Below are 16,778 nucleotides of genomic sequence, written 5' to 3'. Positions count from 1 at the left end.
AGGCAAAATTTAAACAAATTCTCATTCGTAGAGCGTTAATCTACGATTTCTATTTTAATTTTTTTGTTTTTAACGATGATGTTATACTCGCCGCTTTCCAAAAAACGCTTACCATTGCCATCCACAAAACTTAAATCTCGCTGTAAATCAACCTCAAACTTGTAAGTTTTGGTTTCGCCTTTTTTCAACAGTTGTTTTTCAAAATATTTAAGTTCTTTAATAGGACGAGAAATAGTAGATACTGGATCTTGAATAAACCAATGAACGGTTTCCACCCCGTCTCTATCGCCGGTATTTTTCACTGGAATTTCTAGCATCAATTTTTCGCCTCTTTTTAGTTGAGTGGAAGAAACTTTTAAATCGCCATATTCGAAAGTAGTATAGCTTAAACCGTGGGCAAACTCATATAAAGGTGTACTTTGGATATCCTGATATTTACCTTGGTGCGGACGAGCACTTTGGCGGTAGTTGTAATAAATAGGAATTTGTCCGGTAGAGTAAGGAAAAGTCATGGCTAATTTACCCGATGGATTTACGCGACCAGATAACACACCTGATAATGGTTTACCGCCTGGCGTTCCGGGTTGCCACATCGTTAAAATGGCATCGCTAATGGGTTCTAATCTGTTTAACTCTAAAGGGCGACCGCTAGACAATACCAAAATGATAGGCTTACCCAATTTCTTCAACTCGATAGCCAATTCTTCCTGTATTTGTGGTAAAGCGATGGTAGAACGCGATGCATTTTCGCCACTCCAGTTTTTCTTCTCCCCTAAACACAGTACAATCACATCAGATTTTGCTGCTAAAACCTTCGCTTCTTCAAAACCCTTTTTATCCTGACCATCAAAATCGGCACCTAGAGCGTAAGACACTTCGGCTTTGCCTTTATATTCCGCTTGTAAAGCATCGTGAATAGTAATGATATCATCTGCTTTACCTTGCGCCGACCAAGAACCCAATAAATTCCATTGACTTTTTGCCATTGGGCCAATTACTGCAATTTTTTTAGCTGAGGTTAAGGGCAATGCTTTATCCTTATTCTTCAACAGAACTATGGTTTCTTCGGCCAATTGTTCTGCAATTTTCATGCTTTCTGGGCGATAGAAACGCTGTTTTTCTGTAGTAGTTGGCGTGTAAGGTTTGTCAAACAACCCTAACTTAAATTTCACTCTCAACACACGTCTTACCGCATCATTCAATAATTCTTCAGAAACCTTACCTTCTTTAACCAGTTCGCCTAGGTGGCTATCATAGCTTCTGTTCATCATGTCCATTTCTACACCAGCCGTAAAAGCTTTTAAGGCCGCTTCTTTTTTGTTGGCAGCTACACCTTGCGGACGAAGTTGTTCAATTGAACCCCAATCTGAAACCACAAAGCCATCGTGTTTCCAACGATTTTTCAATACTTCTGTTAAGGTATAATGGTTTGCCGAGCCTGGCGTTCCGCTGATATCGTTGAATGAGCTCATCAAAGTTACCGCACCTGCCTTCACGCCTGCTTCATAAGGCGGCATGTAGGTATCCCAAAGGGTTTGGTTAGAAATTTCTGAGTACACATAATCACGGCCAGCTTCTGATGCACCGTAGCCGATGTAATGTTTCAAACAAGCAGCTACATTTTTGTCGCTCGAAAGGTCTGTTCCTTGGTAACCTTTAACTGAAGCTACCGTAAAAATGGCATTGGTGTAGGTATCTTCGCCATAACCTTCAGCCACGCGTCCCCAACGACCATCTCTTGCCACATCGATCATTGGCGAGAAAGTCCAGTCTACACCCGACATTCTCGCTTCCTGTGCTGCCACGCCACAAGCTTTTTCTACCAAAACAGGGTTCCAAGAGCAAGCTTGCCCCAAAGAAATTGGATAAATGGTACGGAAACCATGGATCACATCGTAACCGAAAATAATAGGAATGCCCAAACGGCTTTGTTCCATCGCTTTTTTCTGCACTTGATTTCTCAAATCAGCATCGCTACCAAAATAAATTAAAGAGCCAATTTCTGCCGGAATACCCTTTACCGGATCGGCCATGTTATTGGCATTGTCATTTCTACCCAGCGTATATTGGTTCAGTTGCATTACCTTTTCTTCCAAAGTCATGCGAGCCAGCAAATCGTCTATTCGCTTTTCGATAGGCTGTTTGGCATCCTTATAAACTGGTTTTTCTTCTTTATAACTTGAAAATAACGTGGCAGAAGTAAGTGCCAGCGCTAAAATTATCTTCTTTATCATTTCTATTTAAAAACAGGTGTTTGTGATAATTTCATTGTTTTTTGTTGGTTGTTTTTGAGTTCGAAAACTACAATCTCGTTGTCTCCCTGCATTAAATTTTCTGCTGGAATTAAAATAGAGCGTTGCTTTTCTTCCTCCCAATAAGACCCCACATACTTTTGATTGATCCATACTTCGCCCATACCCCATCCAGAGATATCTAGGTAAGTCTTTATCGCCTCATCAAGTTTAAAAGTCCCTTTGTAGAAACCTGGCGTTGCTGCTTCCGTACGATTTTCAAATTTCAGATCTTTGATGGAATATTTTTTGATATTCAAGGGGATCATTTTCCAATTCGAAATCTCATTTCCATCTAAAGTGACTTCGCCAAATAAACCTTTCGAGTTGTCTGTAATTTCTGGACCGTAAGTAATTCTGCCTATGTTTTCCACATAAATTTGTAGCAAGTACTTTACCAGGCGTTGTTTTAATAGCGATTTTTTTATTGCTATCGGTTACCCTCCCTTGAAATTTTTCATCTACATAAACCGCAGCATAATCGCGAACATTTTCCAACTCCAAATCTTCACTTTCCGCTTGCGTGGTAATTTCAGTCTGATAAAGCACATAACCAAAATCCACGTTTAAATCGTTCATTGGCAGCAGCCCATCAGCTTCTACAGCCTTTTGATACACTTGCGCTAAAGCTGCTTTTTGGTTGAATACGATTTCCTGCGCCATCAAAGTCTGACCGGCCAACATCGTTACTCCTAATGCAATTCTTCTCCACATCACTTTCCTTTCTTATTTATTTAAAAACGATTGGATAAAAGTCTCTTCCACTTGAACTTGCGGCGAGAATTTACCGCTCTTTACATAATTATCTATACTGTACAACAACTGCTGCGTAGCCGGACGTTTGTCTAGATCTGTCTTCGTATCTACCGCCAAGACCAATAATTTCCCGCCATTCACTTTAGCTTCAAAACCAATACCCAATTTTTGGTTATTATCATAGCTATCAATCACTTGAATAAATGGACGAAGTTTTTCTGGCGTGTTTTGCATTTCGATTACCTTGGCATTATTCAAGATATCCCACCATTGCCAATCGGTGTGATACGACGTTGTGAAATCTTTGAACATAGGCTGATCATTGTGAACCAAATTACCAATTGTCATCGGCGCCCAAGCAAACATAATTGGGTTCCAAAAATGATTATGGAACATTGATTTGCGCCCCTTTACATCTGCTGGCGCAGGATAAAGCACTACAGATTTACCTAGTGCCAACTGTTTTTTAGCGGCATCATCGTAAACATGGGTATAAAGCACTTCGGCAGTAGATTTCATTAGGTTTTCGTGTGCCAGATAAACCCAGATATCCCAGCTGTTTTTAATAGCATCGTCAACAGAAAAATGCACCGTCAGCTTTTGTGAAATGCTTTAATCCCTTTTAACGGTATCGAAAATTCGCCAACTGGCGATACATTGTCGTTAGCAATGGTTTGGCTTTTCAAATTTCCTTTTTGCAGCACTTTACCGCTTTCATCAGTGATCCACCATTTTAATTTGGCATTTTTAATGGCAGCATTGCTGAAATTGTATACTTCGGCTTTGCCAACAAAAGTTTCTGAATTGAAGAAGCTGCTCTTTTCGTAGCGTAACAAGGCAACTGTAGGCGCACAAAATTCTCTAAACTTCTCTGGGGTAACCAAGCCTTTGCTATCCCAGAATGGATCTAAAATACCCACAGGTGCGTAACCTTGCCCGGGAAAATCGTTGATTGACAATAATTGGAAACCAGCAGATTTAGATGAACGCAACAATGCTTCAATTACCGCTTTGTACTCTAAAACCGTTAAAGCTCCCGAAGCTTTGAAGAAATCATTGGCTTGATCTAACATGCCGTTTTTTTGTAGCATATCTCTGAAAACTTCAAAATTTCGAGCTTCTACTGGGCTATTGGCATATTTCTTAATTTCTTCAAAATTTGGGTACACACAACGTTGCCCCGATTCATGAGAAATTACTGGCACATCTACGTCAGACTCAGCATTTCTATCCCAATCGGTATTTGGTAAACCTTCATAAACTTTTACAGGCCCCTTGTTGGTTTGCTGCGAAACATAATATTGATCTGATTTTACACGAGTACGAGCGGTAGAACCACTAAATAAATGACGAGAGTCTAATTTGATAGCATCGGAAGTTAGTTCTTCAATAAAATCAAAATTTCCAGTGATTTCGTTTCCGTTGCAATACAAAACAAACGATGGATGATTGCCATATTCCTTCAAAATAGCTCTCATTTCCCTGCGGAAAAAGTTGTAGCGGTCTTCATCAGGTTCAGCATCTTTACCCCACATCGGCATTTCCACTTCGAAGTAAATCCCGTGTTTATCCGCCATGCGGAAAGCTGCTTTTGGCGGACACCAAGAATGGAAGCGCAAGTGGTTCATGCCATAATCTTTCATGAGCAACATAATTCGTTCCCAAGAAGCATCATCAACTGGTACATGTCCAGTTTTTGGAAAAACCGCATTCTCCACATTTCCACGTAGATGAATTGGGCGATTGTTCAACATCACGTGGTTTTTGCCCTGTTTTACTTCTCTTAAACCAAAGGTGGTCGCTTTTTCATGTTGATAGTTGGTTTTTCCATCAGAGGTATTTAGCTGTGCCGTAATTTGATAAACATTTGGATTAAACTCATCCCATAATTTGGCATTTTTACCCATTGGGATATTGGCTTCTACAAAAGTTACCGAGTCTTTGCTCACTACAGCAACTTCGTTTTTAAGGTTGTAATTTTTGCCGTTAATGGTGAAAGAAGCCTTGCCTGTAAATTGCTTTTTAGTTTCATTATTGACCTGCAAACGTACCTTTATAGCGTTATTAGCAATGTTTGGATAGACCTGAAGATCTTCCACATATACTGGATCAATCGCCATCAATTTCATTTCTCCCAAAATACCGTTCCAATTGATCTGGGTAAATTCGGTGTGAGCGTGGTTCCATTTATGGGTTTTATACTGAAATCTGTTATCGATACAAACCGTAATGCGATGTGTTTTACCCGGTTTCACGAAATTGGTTAAATCGTGATTGTGCGGCACACTGATGTAATCAATCGCACTCACTTCTTTGGTATCTACATAAATTGAACTTAGCCAGTGCGTACGCTCAAAATACATGAAAATCTTTTTGCCTTTCCAAGCTGGCGGAATTTCGATATCGCGTTGGTACCAAGCTGGCCCCATGTATTCGTATTTCCTAGTTAAACGATCGATGTATTGGTAAGGCACTTTGTAGCCAATTTTATAATCGTCGGTAATGCCCGGAAGCTGAATTTCTTCCTGTAATACGTGGTTATAACGAGGAGAAAGAGATCCCCTTCGAAAATCCATTACATCTGTTTGAAATTTCCATTTGCCAGATAAATCTACGGATACGGTCTGTGCCTTTAATGCATAAGCTTGCATCAAAAACAGCATCAAAAGTAGGCGTATTAGGTTTTTATATAGGTTCATTTTTGGGTTTTGTGTTAATTATTATATCATTTTATTCTCGTCATTGCGAGGAGGAACGACGAAGCAATCTTACAAGTGTCGCTAAACATTTAGTTTTAAGATTGCTTCGTTCCTCGCAATGACGAACTGCTTTATTTACTTATTTACTATCGTAATATTCCTTCATTAAATACCACGCTTTCTTTCTGTACCCTTGGTCAGAAACCAAACCTTTACGGTTCCAATCTTCTTGGTTGGTTGGATGAAAACGGAACGGCGAACGGAAATCGAACAGCACCCAAGGCGATGTGCCGCGTAGATTCGGGATATGCTTAAACATCTCTAGGTTCTCTTTGTACAAAGTCGCTTGGTAATCTTCGCTCCATGAACTCACTACATCGGCTTCGCCGGTTTTACCATAAAGTGCTTCGCCACCAAACTCAGAAACAATCAAAGGCTGGCCTTTAGCCACATCCCATATTGCTTTATCTGGCGTAACCGGCCAAGGATGATACCAGCCCATGTATTTATTGATTGCAACCACATCCAACTCTTTGATGAATGGATCATCCATTACAAAAACTTGTCTTTCTTTGTTAAAGCGAACTAAATCAAAGGCTGCTGTAATCAATCTGGTGGTATCTATAGATTTGGTAATATCAATTAGCGATTTGATGAAGGCATTACGAGGTGCTGATGGTTGCGTTTCGTTAGCTACGCCCCAGAAAGTTAAGGCCACACGATTTTTATCACGCATAATCATTTCACGCATCATTTTACCTGCTTTTTCTTTGGTGGCCTCGTTTTTAAAGTCGATACCTTGCCAAATTGGAATTTCTTCCCATAACAGGAAACCCATTTTTTCAGCCAGCCTAACGATGTATTCGTTCTGCGGATAATGCGCCAAACGGATCATGTTACAACCTAAAGCTTTGGCTTCTGATAACAGCATTACCGCATCTGCTTCAGAAAAAGCACGACCTTTACGTTGTGGAATTTCTTCGTGGAAGGAGATTGATTTTAAGAAAATAGGTTTATCATTCAGATAGATATCCTCTCCTTTTACCCAAACATTACGGAAACCAATTTGCTCTTCCACTCGGTCATTTTCGCTAGAAACCCTTACCTTGTATAAGGTTGGCGAAGTTGGCGACCAACGTTTGATTTTCTTCGAAGCAAATGAAGTTTTCGCTTCGCCATTGGCATCTGTTTTTAGCGTTTGCTTTAACTGTAATTCAGGAATTTCGATGGTTACCGATTGACTAACTTTTTCTGAAAGTTTAATGCTAGCATTGATTTGAGTTGCTTTGGTTTTGTCCAACTGGATGAAATAATCTTCAATGAACACTTTTGGCGTACTTACCAAAAATACATCACGGGTAATCCCACCGTAGTTCCACCAATCGAAAGCCATGGCTGGGATCGCATCCACCTGACGAGTATTATTCACTTCAACCGATAAAAAGTTATCCTTTTCTTTTACAGCATCGGTTACCTCAACCTGAAACGGGGTAAAACCACCTTCATGCTGTGCAATTTCTTTACCGTTTAGATAAATTCTGCAACGATAACTCACTGCTGCGAAATACAAAAATTTGCGCTTGCTATCATCTTTCGCTACATCAAAACCACGAGCATACCAAATGGTGCCTTCATAGTATTTCAACTCGGGCATTTGGCTATTCCAATCTGATGGAACATTTAAACGAAGTCCGTTATCGAAAGAATACTCGTAAAAATCGATTTTGGTTTCTGGTTTCTTATTCAGGAATATTTTGTTTTTTCTACCCTGATCGTACAAATCAATAATGGCATCCCATTTTCCATTTAACGATTGCACATTTCTGCCATACACATTGGTCATGGTTTGTTGTGCGATAGATTTAGAAAAAATCAGAATAAAAACCAGGGATAATGCTAAATAAAGGGTTCTAGGCTTCATCATTTTGTGTTATTTCTTATAGATTTTCATTGCCACACCACCGCCTTTAGCCATAGCAATGCTCATTTTACGGTCGGCAGGAATAGTGATGGTTTCTTTTTTATAATCTGAGGCGATGCGATTGGCATTGGCACCATCTCTGTACAGCTCTGCAACATAATTGCCTTCTCCCAGAAAAGATAAATCCAATTCTAATTGACGGGCATCCCAGTTGGTCATTGCGCCTACATACCAATGGTCTGCTTTTTTACGGGCAATGGCGATGTATTTGCCAATCTCGCCTTCTAAGGCGATAGTCTGATCCCAAACGGTTGGAATTGCCGAAATAAAATCGGTACATTCTTGTTCTTTTTCGTAATTGGTTGGGCTATCGCAAAGCATGTTCAGCGGCGACTCGAAAATAACATACTGCGCTAACTGACGACAACGTGTACCTTGGCTCATCGGTTCATCATTGATACCGCGATGGGTTCTTTTGGTGGCGTTGCGCATGGCACCCTGCGTATAATCAATCGGCCCAGCCACCATGCGGATGTAAGGAAAAGTTACATCGTAAGTGACCTGATCTAACTCTGGGCCAGTCCATTTCATTTGCTCTAAGCCATGTACAGCTTCGAAATTGATCACATTTGGATAAGTTCTGTTGATACCTGTTGGCTTGTAAGTACCGTGGAAATCCAACATCAATTTGTATTTAGCCGCTATTGCTGCCGCTCGGTAATGGAAATCTACCATTTGCTGGTCATCGCGATCCATGAAATCAATCTTGAAACCCTTTACGCCCATTTCCGAATAATGCTTACACACTTTCTCTAAATCTCTTTCGAAAGCATAGTAACCAGCCCATAAAATGATACCTACATTTTTAGCTTTGGCATGCGCAATCAGTTTCTTCAAATCAATTTCTGGTACTACTTGGAACAAATCTGCTTTTTTGTTTACTGCCCATCCTTCATCTAAAATCACGTATTCGATCTTGTTTTTAGATGCAAAATCGATGTAAGCTTGATAGGTTTCGGTATTGATACCCGCTTCAAAATCTACATTTGAAATGCCCCAGTGGTTCCACCATTCCCAAGCTACTTTGCCCGGTTTAACCCAAGAAGCATCGGCTATTCTTGATGGTGCGGCCAATTTGTAGACCATGTCATTATCTGCCAATTGCTTATCGTTAGTAGATACAATTACAATACGCCAAGGGAATTGAGCTTTGGCTTTACTTTTGGCTAAATAAGGCTGACGAGCAGTAACCAATTGTTGCAATTCGTTGTGACCACCTTGTTGAGTTGCCGTTGGGTAAGGCGCAAAATTAGATTGCAAAGAAGTAGAGCCATTGGTATTAGTCAGGTACATTCCTGGATAACTTTCCAAATCAGCTTCTGCTAAGCAAACCTTTTTACCATGATCTAAACTCACGACCAAAGGTAGAAAGCCAATTTATCGGCACTAATTTTACTCAATGGCGTATAAGTATATTCGTTCTCAAATGAATTGAAATACTGACTTTCGATATCCTTAAATTTTCCTTTTACATAAGGTACGTAAGCGTTGAAATCTTTCGTGAAATTGAAAACAGCTTCCTCATTTTTTATGGTAATTGCTTTATCGCTGGTAGATACAAATCGGTAAGCGATACCTTCGTTATAAGCTCTAAAAATGAGGTTGAAGCTCTCTTTGAAGCTCAAAACAAGCTCATTGTAATGGTCATCAATTTGGTTTCTTTTATAAAACAGCGCATTAATCTGTTGATGATGGGTGTTCGTTTTTGCGTTTTTCAATTGAGAGTTTTTGCCCCAAACAGTGCCATTATCTAGGCTCATGTTCAAGACAGAAGGTTTTAAAATCGTATCTCCCTGATGGGTAATTACATAATTAATCTTATCGCTCAAAGAAATAGCAGCTACCAATTTCCCATCGGGGGATTTTAACTGGTACTTTTTTTGTCCCCAAGAGCTGATGGTAAGGGCTAGTAAAAATGTGGTTAGGATAATTCTCATATTTTTTGGTCTCATTTGTTGATTTCGTAGCGATACATCACGAAGTCGTTTATTTTTGGAAGCGCAACTTCGATAGTTCCGTTTTTAGCAATGGTGGTATTGATCTTCTTTCCGTTTCCTAATACTGGTGTGCATTTCACTTTAGTTCCAGCAGGCAACCAAGTTTTCACAGCTCCAACTGCTTCGTTAGTATTCTCTCTGTAAAAAATGAAGTAACCTCGGTTTCCGTTCAGCGATTGAAAGCCAGTCCACGACCTACCAGAAGGTTCATCGCCAATAGGCAAAATGGTTCCCAAATGGAAATCGTGTTGTATTTTTCGGTAAGCTTTAATTAAATCTTTAACCTTTAATGCTTCGCCAGGCAACCCCGTGCCTTCAAACCAAGCTAAAGGCTGCGCAGCCATGGTAGTCGCAAATAAATACTCAAAAGAATGGTTGTTTGGCGCAAAAATGTCGTTACCGTATTTCTCTGCATTTCTCCATTTATTTAAGAACTCGATCTGTAATTTCTCGGCAGGAACGTATTTAGACAGCTGCCATAAGTTCCTCAACGTCCAATACGGGTAGTAATTCTGCCAATCGGTATATCGGTTCTCCAAGAAGATATTTCCATATTCATTGAAAGTGTAATAACCTGCTCTCCTACCCGCTGTAGCATCTAAATTGAAAACCACTTCGTTATTGGTTTGTTCCAAAACACCATCAAACAACTTACGTAAATTAATTTCCGATTGCTTGGTTGGAATGGCTAAACCATCGATTTTAAAAGTGCGGATGCCATATTCTTTGTATAAAGCAACCAAAGCATTCACATCTTTTTGCCAGTCGGCATAATCATTTTGTACACTCGGATTAAACCACAGACAAACTTCTACGCCTAAATCTTTCCCTCTTTTTACAATAGGATGCAAACCGTTTGGATACTTTGCCGGATCTGGTTTCCAGTAATCTGGATTATCCCAAATGTTTTTGAAAGATCCTTTAGCAACCGCCGAATTAGGGCTTTTGCCGATTTGCCAGCCATCATCTATCTGAAAGTGCGACACACCCAATTCTGCCGCTTTTTCCACTTCCAACAAACTGAATTTTTCGTTTACTTTGGCATCCTGACTTCTGTCGCCCCAGGTGTTCATCATTACCATTTCATCACGTTGTGGCAATAATTTGCGAACGTTTTTTTGATAGTTACGCAAGGCGGATAACTGCTCTAATTCGCCGCCGCTGTAAACACCAATTACGCTACTATAAGCTTTTGTCCATTCATTATTTTTGATGTCTTTAGCGGTTAATCCCAAGCCACTCATAGTAAAATGACCAAAATCGGTGGTAAAATCATATCCCTGATAAGCCAACTGAACGCTAGAAGTTGGTGCTTCCTTTAAAAAGAAAAAGCCTTTATTGTTCTCATTGTTATGCGCTACCAATAAGTTACCTCTGTAATTGGTTTTACGATAAGGAATGATATTTCTTTCTTGGACCAGGTTGTTGTTCCAATCCGTTACATCAAAAAACTCTACAATTTTAGTTTGCCAATGAAAACCATCTAACTTAATTTGATCTAGAATAGCCGACATTTGCTGAGACTTCATATCCTCTGCAAACTCGATATTTTTTCTATCCACAGCGTTAATCGCCTTACCATCTAAAGCTAAATCATTACTGCCTTTTAAATAGATATCGCAAGCAATTACAGGACTATCTTCATAAATTCTATAAACCTTCTTAACGGTTAATGTGCCCAACAAAACATTTACTTCTACAGCCAAATAATTGGGAGGAATAGCCGTTTCTTTAACTTCCTTCGAAGCATACGTTCCATTTGAAGCTGCATCTTTAGTTAGCTGAAAGTCGGGAGTTTTTAACCTGTTCAACCAAGTTTGCTGAGATGCTTTATCAGTTAAACTATAGGTAATCAGGTTACCGTTATTCCAAAGAAACTTCCTTTCTATCAACTTGTTGCCCACCACTAGAGTGTCTTTTTCCAATCGACTGTAATAGCCGTTTTGTGCATTTGCAGCATAAAATGACACCAAAAAAATAAGCAATAGCGAAAATCTCTTCATCATTCTATGTTCAAGTTATTGTATTTTCAATTCCGTTAGCTTTACCCATCCGCTTTGCGTTACTTCGCTTTCTACAGCTAGTTTTATAGCTGGTTGGTTTTCTTTGGTTGTATCTACAATGGCTACGGCCCAGGTATATTTTCCTTTTGGAAGTGCTACGGTAACTTCTAAATTATTGGCTATAGCATTACCTTTTAACCATTTGGAAGGTTCTGCTTGTTGATCTACAAAAACCTGTTTTACCTTATTTTGCTCATCTAGTAAGGCAAAAGCGACTTTGTATTTGTAATTCCATTGTGGAATGTTGTTTGGAAAATATCCCCAGCCCATGTTTTTCCAGGAGTGTTGGATGTTAACTGCACTTTTTGCCTGCAACTGCTTAGGAAGCTTGATTTCATCAGGATATAAACGATAGCCACCTTCTGCATTAAATCCCTGTACCAAAGCAAATTCCTTAAACCAAGATTCGGTATCTCCTACCCTAAAATCCATCATATTTACGTGTGCTTCTTTCGATGCTTCGTATTCCCCTTTTCTTACATCCTCTGGATGGCCCTTTCTGTATTTACCACTTGGATCAATCCAATAGCTGTGTGTTTTTGAGGTAATCCAGCCACCTTCCATAATAATAGGACGTTTGAAGTTCCATTTCTTGGCAAAATCTTTTTCCCAACCTTGGTAATAGCCGGTCATTCCAAAAGCATCGTGCCTTAAACTGTAACCTTTTGCTATGGCTTTTTCCAATAACCTTTCACTATTCGGATTTGCTGGTGCCCAACTTTCTGGATGCCCCACCAAACGATGATAATTGATAATTAAAGGAATTTTAGTGAACGTTCTTGCGTACAAATCGGTTACCCAATCCAGCACTTCTTCTTTCGTTTTTTCGATGTCTACTGTTTCTGTAGTTTTTGGATCTTGGTAAACCACATGATGTGCTTCGCCCCATTTACCCAAACCATAGGCATCAATAAAAGAAGTGCGTTTCGGATCATTAAATTCTTTAGCGAAAGCCTCGATAAATTTGGCGTAGTAAGCATTTTCTAAATATCGGATCTTGCGGATAAGGTGTTTGTCTATTGGGGTTCTCTGGATTTTCGAGATAAAATTTGGCTCCTGCATCAAAAACAAATTTGGGCGTGTTCTGTCCTTGGTCGCGGCCATCAACTACGATACGAAAAGCTAGTGGCAATCCTCTTTTTTCAGCACCTTTAATCAGCTTTGCAATTTTAGAGTTCGGATTATCCCAGGCATAAACACCATCTTGCGGATTTAACGAAGACCAACTGGTACGAATGTAACAAGCAGAAGCATAATCTATCGCTTTTACTTTACGGCCCAATGCTGGCACAAAAAATTCAGTATCCCAGTAAGTTTCATCTGCATTACGAGCAGCGTACATTACCCAGCCATTTAAAGGGTTGCGCAGAACTGTTGTGCTATCGTATTTTGGTTGAACAAGAGCAGTACCTCCCTTAATGTCATTAATTTTTTTATCTACAGAACTCGTTTGAGCGTAGGCAAATATTGGAAGACACATCAACAATAGTAGTGCAGATTTAATCATTTCTTATGGTATGCTAGCTTTTAGAAATATTTAATAAAAAATATGTATTGCAAGCAATTTGAGCTGGAAAAAGAAAGCGTAATAAAGCCATTGAGCTCAGAACAATTTTTATCATACAATTTATTTGGTTTAGGTTATAAACTATCTATTTAGTGCACCATTTATGATTTCAACTCAATCGGTAGAAACACTATGTTGCGAAAGTATATAAACAGCTGTTTTTGTATGGTACTAATTTGTTCAGAAATGGTTCACTTTTGTACAGAAAGTGTTTTACAAGGCATACAATACCATTTTGCGAAGAGCAACACAGTTTGTAAATAACATGAAGAGAAAAAAGTGAGATTGTAAATTTAGCTTCAGTTAGGAATTAAATTCAAGATCAAATGAAAATCTGATTGGTATTTTTTATGATTAAGCTTAAAATAAAATGCTCCTTTTTCGAAGCTCGATTTATCTTTCTCATCTAGCTTAATTAATAGGCCAGTTGAATTAATTTTCCGATTAAAATTACCTGTATCTATTTTCATATCGTTTACTTCTTCAAAAAGCAGTTGTAGCTGAGGAAGTGTAAATTTGTTAGGGAGTAACTTGAATAATATAGGATGCAATGCGGCCTTATAACGCAATCTCTGCCTAGCATCTGCCACCATGGTATTATGGTCAAAAATTAGCTGAGCCTTTTTGGCCTATTGTAAACCATTCGGTGTGGTAATAGGCATTAAGGTGGGTTTGATATTTATTGATATTTGTTGATATTTATTAAAGTAAAATACGTGGCGCCGTGGATTTTTAAAACTATAATTTACGAAAATCGTTATACAGGATATGGCATTAATACAGTTCACAAATAAAGGAATTTACTGTAAACCAGGCGATTTTTACATCGACCCATGGCATCCTGTTGATAAAGCAGTCATCACTCACGGACATGCCGACCACGCTAAATGGGGCAATAAAAGCTATTTATGCCATACGCTAACTAAGCCAATTTTAGAAGAAAGGTATGGCTTATATGAAAATGTAGCCACCCTAGCTTACAACGAAGCTATCAACATCAATGGAGTTAAGCTAAGTATGTTTCCTGCCGGACATGTGATAGGTTCAGCGCAAATTAGGTTAGCATACAAAGGAGAAATTGTGGTGGTTTCTGGCGATTATAAAACAGAATATGACGGCATTAGTACAGCTTTTGAGCCTGTTAAATGCCATACTTTCGTTTCTGAAAGCACTTTCGGGCTACCTATATACAAATGGCAGCCTCAGCAATTAATTTTCGACCACATGAATAGCTGGATCGCAGATAACCACAACAGAAACAAAACGAGCGTATTGGTAGCTTATAGTCTGGGGAAAGCGCAAAGGCTAATTCAGAACCTAAAAGCTGACTATCCTATTTACGTACACCGTACCATTGCGGCGTTAAATGAGGCATTTAGAAAGGCTGGTGTAGATTTACGAACAACCATACCAATCACTCCCGATATCAAGAAAGATGAGCTCCAAAAAGGGATTGTAATTGTGCCTCCTGCTTTGGCAGATAGCAGATGGATCAAAAGCTTGATTAATCCAGCAACTGGCATTTGTAGTGGATGGATGGCCGTTAGGGCTGGCAGAAGATGGCGTAGTGCCGATGCAGGTTTCGCTTTGAGCGACCACGCAGACTGGCCCGGACTTTTAGCTGCCATTAAAGCTACCCAAGCAGAAAAAGTAATGGTAACACATGGAAGCACATCAGTTTTTAGTCGTTACTTGAACGAAATTGGTATAGAGGCCGAAGAAGTGAAAACACAATACGGCGATGAAGAGGCCGAGCAAAAGGCAGAAGCAGGTGTTGGAGAAACGGTTAAAGAAAGCAACGATAACGAATGAGACGCTTTGCACAATTGATACAGGAATTAGAACTAAGTAATAAAACCAACGATAAAATTGAAGCCTTGGTTACTTATTTCAATGAGGCAAATGCGCTCGATAAACCTTATGTAATTGCAATGTTTACGGGCAAACGTCCAAAAAGGCCTATTACCACAACTCTAATTAAACAATGGGCAATAGAACTAAGCGGCACTCCTGAGTGGTTATTTACAGAAAGCTATCATAATGTTGGCGATTTAAGTGAAACCATCGCTTTAGTGCTGCCAGAAGCAGAAAAAAATATAGATAAGCCTTTACACCAATGGATTACCGAACTTGCTGCACTTCAAGGCAAAACCGATGAAGAAAAAAAGAATACATCGTTAATTCATGGAATAGTTTAGCCACGCAGGAGCGTTTTATCTTTAATAAATTGATTTCAGGAAACTTCCGTATCGGTGTTTCCAATAAGCTATTAGTGAATGCCATTGCCAAGCAAAGTGAACAAGATGCCAATAAAATCATGCACAGCATCATGGGAAAATGGCAGCCAAATGAAATTACTTACGAAGAATTAACCGCTGGCACTCACGTAAATACCGACAATTCTTGGCCCTATCCTTTTTGCTTGGCTTACGCCATAGATACCCAACCCGAAAATTTAGGAGATGTAAAAGATTGGCAAGCAGAATGGAAATGGGATGGCATTCGCGGACAGATTGTAAAACGCAATGGCGAATTGTTTATTTGGAGCCGTGGCGAAGAGTTAGTGACCGATCAATTTCCAGAACTTCATTTCCTTAAAGATGAATTACCTGATGGAACAGTGTTAGATGGAGAAATACTTGCCGTAAAAAATGGAAATGTACTTTCGTTTAGCACCCTACAACAAAGATTAAATAGAAAGACGATAAACAAAAGTCAGCTAGATAATGCACCAATAGGATTTTACACTTACGATATTTTAGAATACGAAACAAAAGATATTAGAACTACAGTGTTAGCTCAACGCCGAAAGTTACTAGAAACAGTGATCAGCAAATTAAAAACTAAAGAAATCGTAGTATTATCTCCAGTAATTAAATTCAATAACTGGCAAGAATTGGCTGCCGTTAGAGAAACTGCAAGAGCTATCAATAGTGAAGGAGTTATGTTGAAGCATATCAATTCTATTTTTCATGCAGGCAGAAAACGTGGCGACTGGTGGAAATGGAAAATTAATCCATATACGGTTGATACGGTAATGATTTATGCGCAGAAAGGTAGCGGAAGAAGGGCTAATTTCTACACAGATTATACTTTTGCAGTTCGAGATGGAGAAAAACTAATTACTATTGCAAAAGCCTACTCCGGATTAACAGATAAGGAAATTAAGGAAGTAAGCAGCTTTGTGAATAAGAACGCTATCGAAAAATTCGGGCCAGTGCGCACGGTAAAACCAGAGTTGGTTTTCGAAATTGCTTTTGAAGGCATTGCAGAAAGCAAACGCCACAAAGCTGGTTTAGCATTAAGGTTTCCACGTATCGCCCGTTGGCGAAAAGATAAAAAAGCAGAAGAAATTAATACACTTGATGATTTGAAGGCGTTGATACCAGCTGTAGAATAAAAAACAAATCATCATAGAGAGGCA

At 39.3% G+C, this 16,778-nt stretch carries 15 protein-coding genes; 3 read left to right on the top strand and 12 right to left on the bottom strand.

The features are described from left to right. Window positions 1-35: 35 nt before the first annotated feature. The 12 genes from OVA16_RS13310 to OVA16_RS13255 all read right to left on the bottom strand — a co-directional run bounded on the left by OVA16_RS13310 (window position 36) and on the right by OVA16_RS13255 (window position 13,947). Window positions 36-2,234, bottom strand: a complete 2,199-nt coding sequence (locus tag OVA16_RS13310; RefSeq protein ID WP_267760153.1) for a glycoside hydrolase family 3 N-terminal domain-containing protein — start codon at window positions 2,232-2,234, stop codon at window positions 36-38. A gap of 2 nt (window positions 2,235-2,236) precedes the next feature. Beyond that, window positions 2,237-2,680: a hypothetical protein gene (locus OVA16_RS13305; protein ID WP_267760151.1), complete on the bottom strand. Its 444-nt coding sequence runs from the start codon at window positions 2,678-2,680 to the stop codon at window positions 2,237-2,239. After that, window positions 2,577-3,005 carry a hypothetical protein gene (locus OVA16_RS13300; protein ID WP_267760149.1) on the bottom strand — a complete coding sequence of 143 codons (429 nt, stop codon included), beginning with the start codon at window positions 3,003-3,005 and terminating at the stop codon, window positions 2,577-2,579. Before OVA16_RS13300 ends, OVA16_RS13305 begins: the two co-directional genes overlap by 104 nt. A 12-nt stretch (window positions 3,006-3,017) precedes the next feature. Then, entirely contained in the window at window positions 3,018-3,638 is a 621-nt protein-coding gene (locus tag OVA16_RS13295) for a hypothetical protein (RefSeq protein ID WP_267760147.1), read from the bottom strand. Window positions 3,639-3,640: 2 nt separating this feature from the next. Next, the gene (locus OVA16_RS13290; protein WP_267760145.1) at window positions 3,641-5,746 is read right to left on the bottom strand and encodes a sugar-binding domain-containing protein; all 2,106 of its coding nucleotides are present in this window, start codon (window positions 5,744-5,746) and stop codon (window positions 3,641-3,643) included. A 139-nt stretch (window positions 5,747-5,885) separates the two neighbouring features. After that, the gene (locus OVA16_RS13285) at window positions 5,886-7,670 is read right to left on the bottom strand and encodes a glycoside hydrolase family 2 protein (RefSeq protein WP_267760143.1); all 1,785 of its coding nucleotides are present in this window, start codon (window positions 7,668-7,670) and stop codon (window positions 5,886-5,888) included. 6 nt (window positions 7,671-7,676) lie between these two features. Then, window positions 7,677-9,083, bottom strand: coding sequence for a glycoside hydrolase family 97 protein (locus tag OVA16_RS13280; RefSeq protein ID WP_267760141.1), 1,407 nt, complete (start codon window positions 9,081-9,083; stop codon window positions 7,677-7,679). Next, a complete protein-coding gene (locus OVA16_RS13275; RefSeq protein ID WP_267760139.1) occupies window positions 9,080-9,664 on the bottom strand; it encodes a glycoside hydrolase family 97 N-terminal domain-containing protein in 585 nt (194 codons plus the stop codon). The genes OVA16_RS13280 and OVA16_RS13275 overlap by 4 nt, the downstream gene beginning before the upstream one ends. Before the next feature lie 11 nt (window positions 9,665-9,675). Beyond that, on the bottom strand, window positions 9,676-11,730 hold the full coding sequence (locus tag OVA16_RS13270) for an alpha-galactosidase (RefSeq protein WP_267760138.1): 2,055 nt from the start codon (window positions 11,728-11,730) through the stop codon (window positions 9,676-9,678). Between the two features lie 12 nt (window positions 11,731-11,742). Then, window positions 11,743-12,849: a DUF4832 domain-containing protein gene (locus OVA16_RS13265; RefSeq protein ID WP_267760136.1), complete on the bottom strand. Its 1,107-nt coding sequence runs from the start codon at window positions 12,847-12,849 to the stop codon at window positions 11,743-11,745. Then, window positions 12,731-13,294 carry a hypothetical protein gene (locus OVA16_RS13260; RefSeq protein WP_267760134.1) on the bottom strand — a complete coding sequence of 188 codons (564 nt, stop codon included), beginning with the start codon at window positions 13,292-13,294 and terminating at the stop codon, window positions 12,731-12,733. The genes OVA16_RS13265 and OVA16_RS13260 overlap by 119 nt, the downstream gene beginning before the upstream one ends. Before the next feature lie 359 nt (window positions 13,295-13,653). After that, window positions 13,654-13,947, bottom strand: a complete 294-nt coding sequence (locus tag OVA16_RS13255) for an NrtR DNA-binding winged helix domain-containing protein (protein WP_267760132.1) — start codon at window positions 13,945-13,947, stop codon at window positions 13,654-13,656. 175 nt (window positions 13,948-14,122) lie between these two features. On the opposite strand from OVA16_RS13255, the gene OVA16_RS13250 reads away from it, so the two are divergent. Genes OVA16_RS13250 through OVA16_RS13245 form a run of 3 tightly spaced genes read left to right on the top strand, consistent with a single transcriptional unit; the run spans window position 14,123 to window position 16,754 of the window. Then, window positions 14,123-15,166 carry a ligase-associated DNA damage response exonuclease gene (locus tag OVA16_RS13250; RefSeq protein ID WP_267760130.1) on the top strand — a complete coding sequence of 348 codons (1,044 nt, stop codon included), beginning with the start codon at window positions 14,123-14,125 and terminating at the stop codon, window positions 15,164-15,166. Continuing rightward, window positions 15,163-15,552: a hypothetical protein gene (locus OVA16_RS20120; RefSeq protein ID WP_324288394.1), complete on the top strand. Its 390-nt coding sequence runs from the start codon at window positions 15,163-15,165 to the stop codon at window positions 15,550-15,552. Before OVA16_RS13250 ends, OVA16_RS20120 begins: the two co-directional genes overlap by 4 nt. Next, window positions 15,528-16,754 (top strand): ATP-dependent DNA ligase, encoded by a 1,227-nt coding sequence (locus tag OVA16_RS13245; RefSeq protein ID WP_324288610.1) that lies wholly within the window; start codon window positions 15,528-15,530, stop codon window positions 16,752-16,754. The genes OVA16_RS20120 and OVA16_RS13245 overlap by 25 nt, the downstream gene beginning before the upstream one ends. Window positions 16,755-16,778: the final 24 nt, after the last annotated feature.

Origin of the sequence: Pedobacter sp. SL55 (assembly GCF_026625705.1) — a bacterium.
GTDB lineage: Bacteria > Bacteroidota > Bacteroidia > Sphingobacteriales > Sphingobacteriaceae > Pedobacter.
This window is presented reverse-complemented; position numbering and strand designations above follow the sequence as displayed.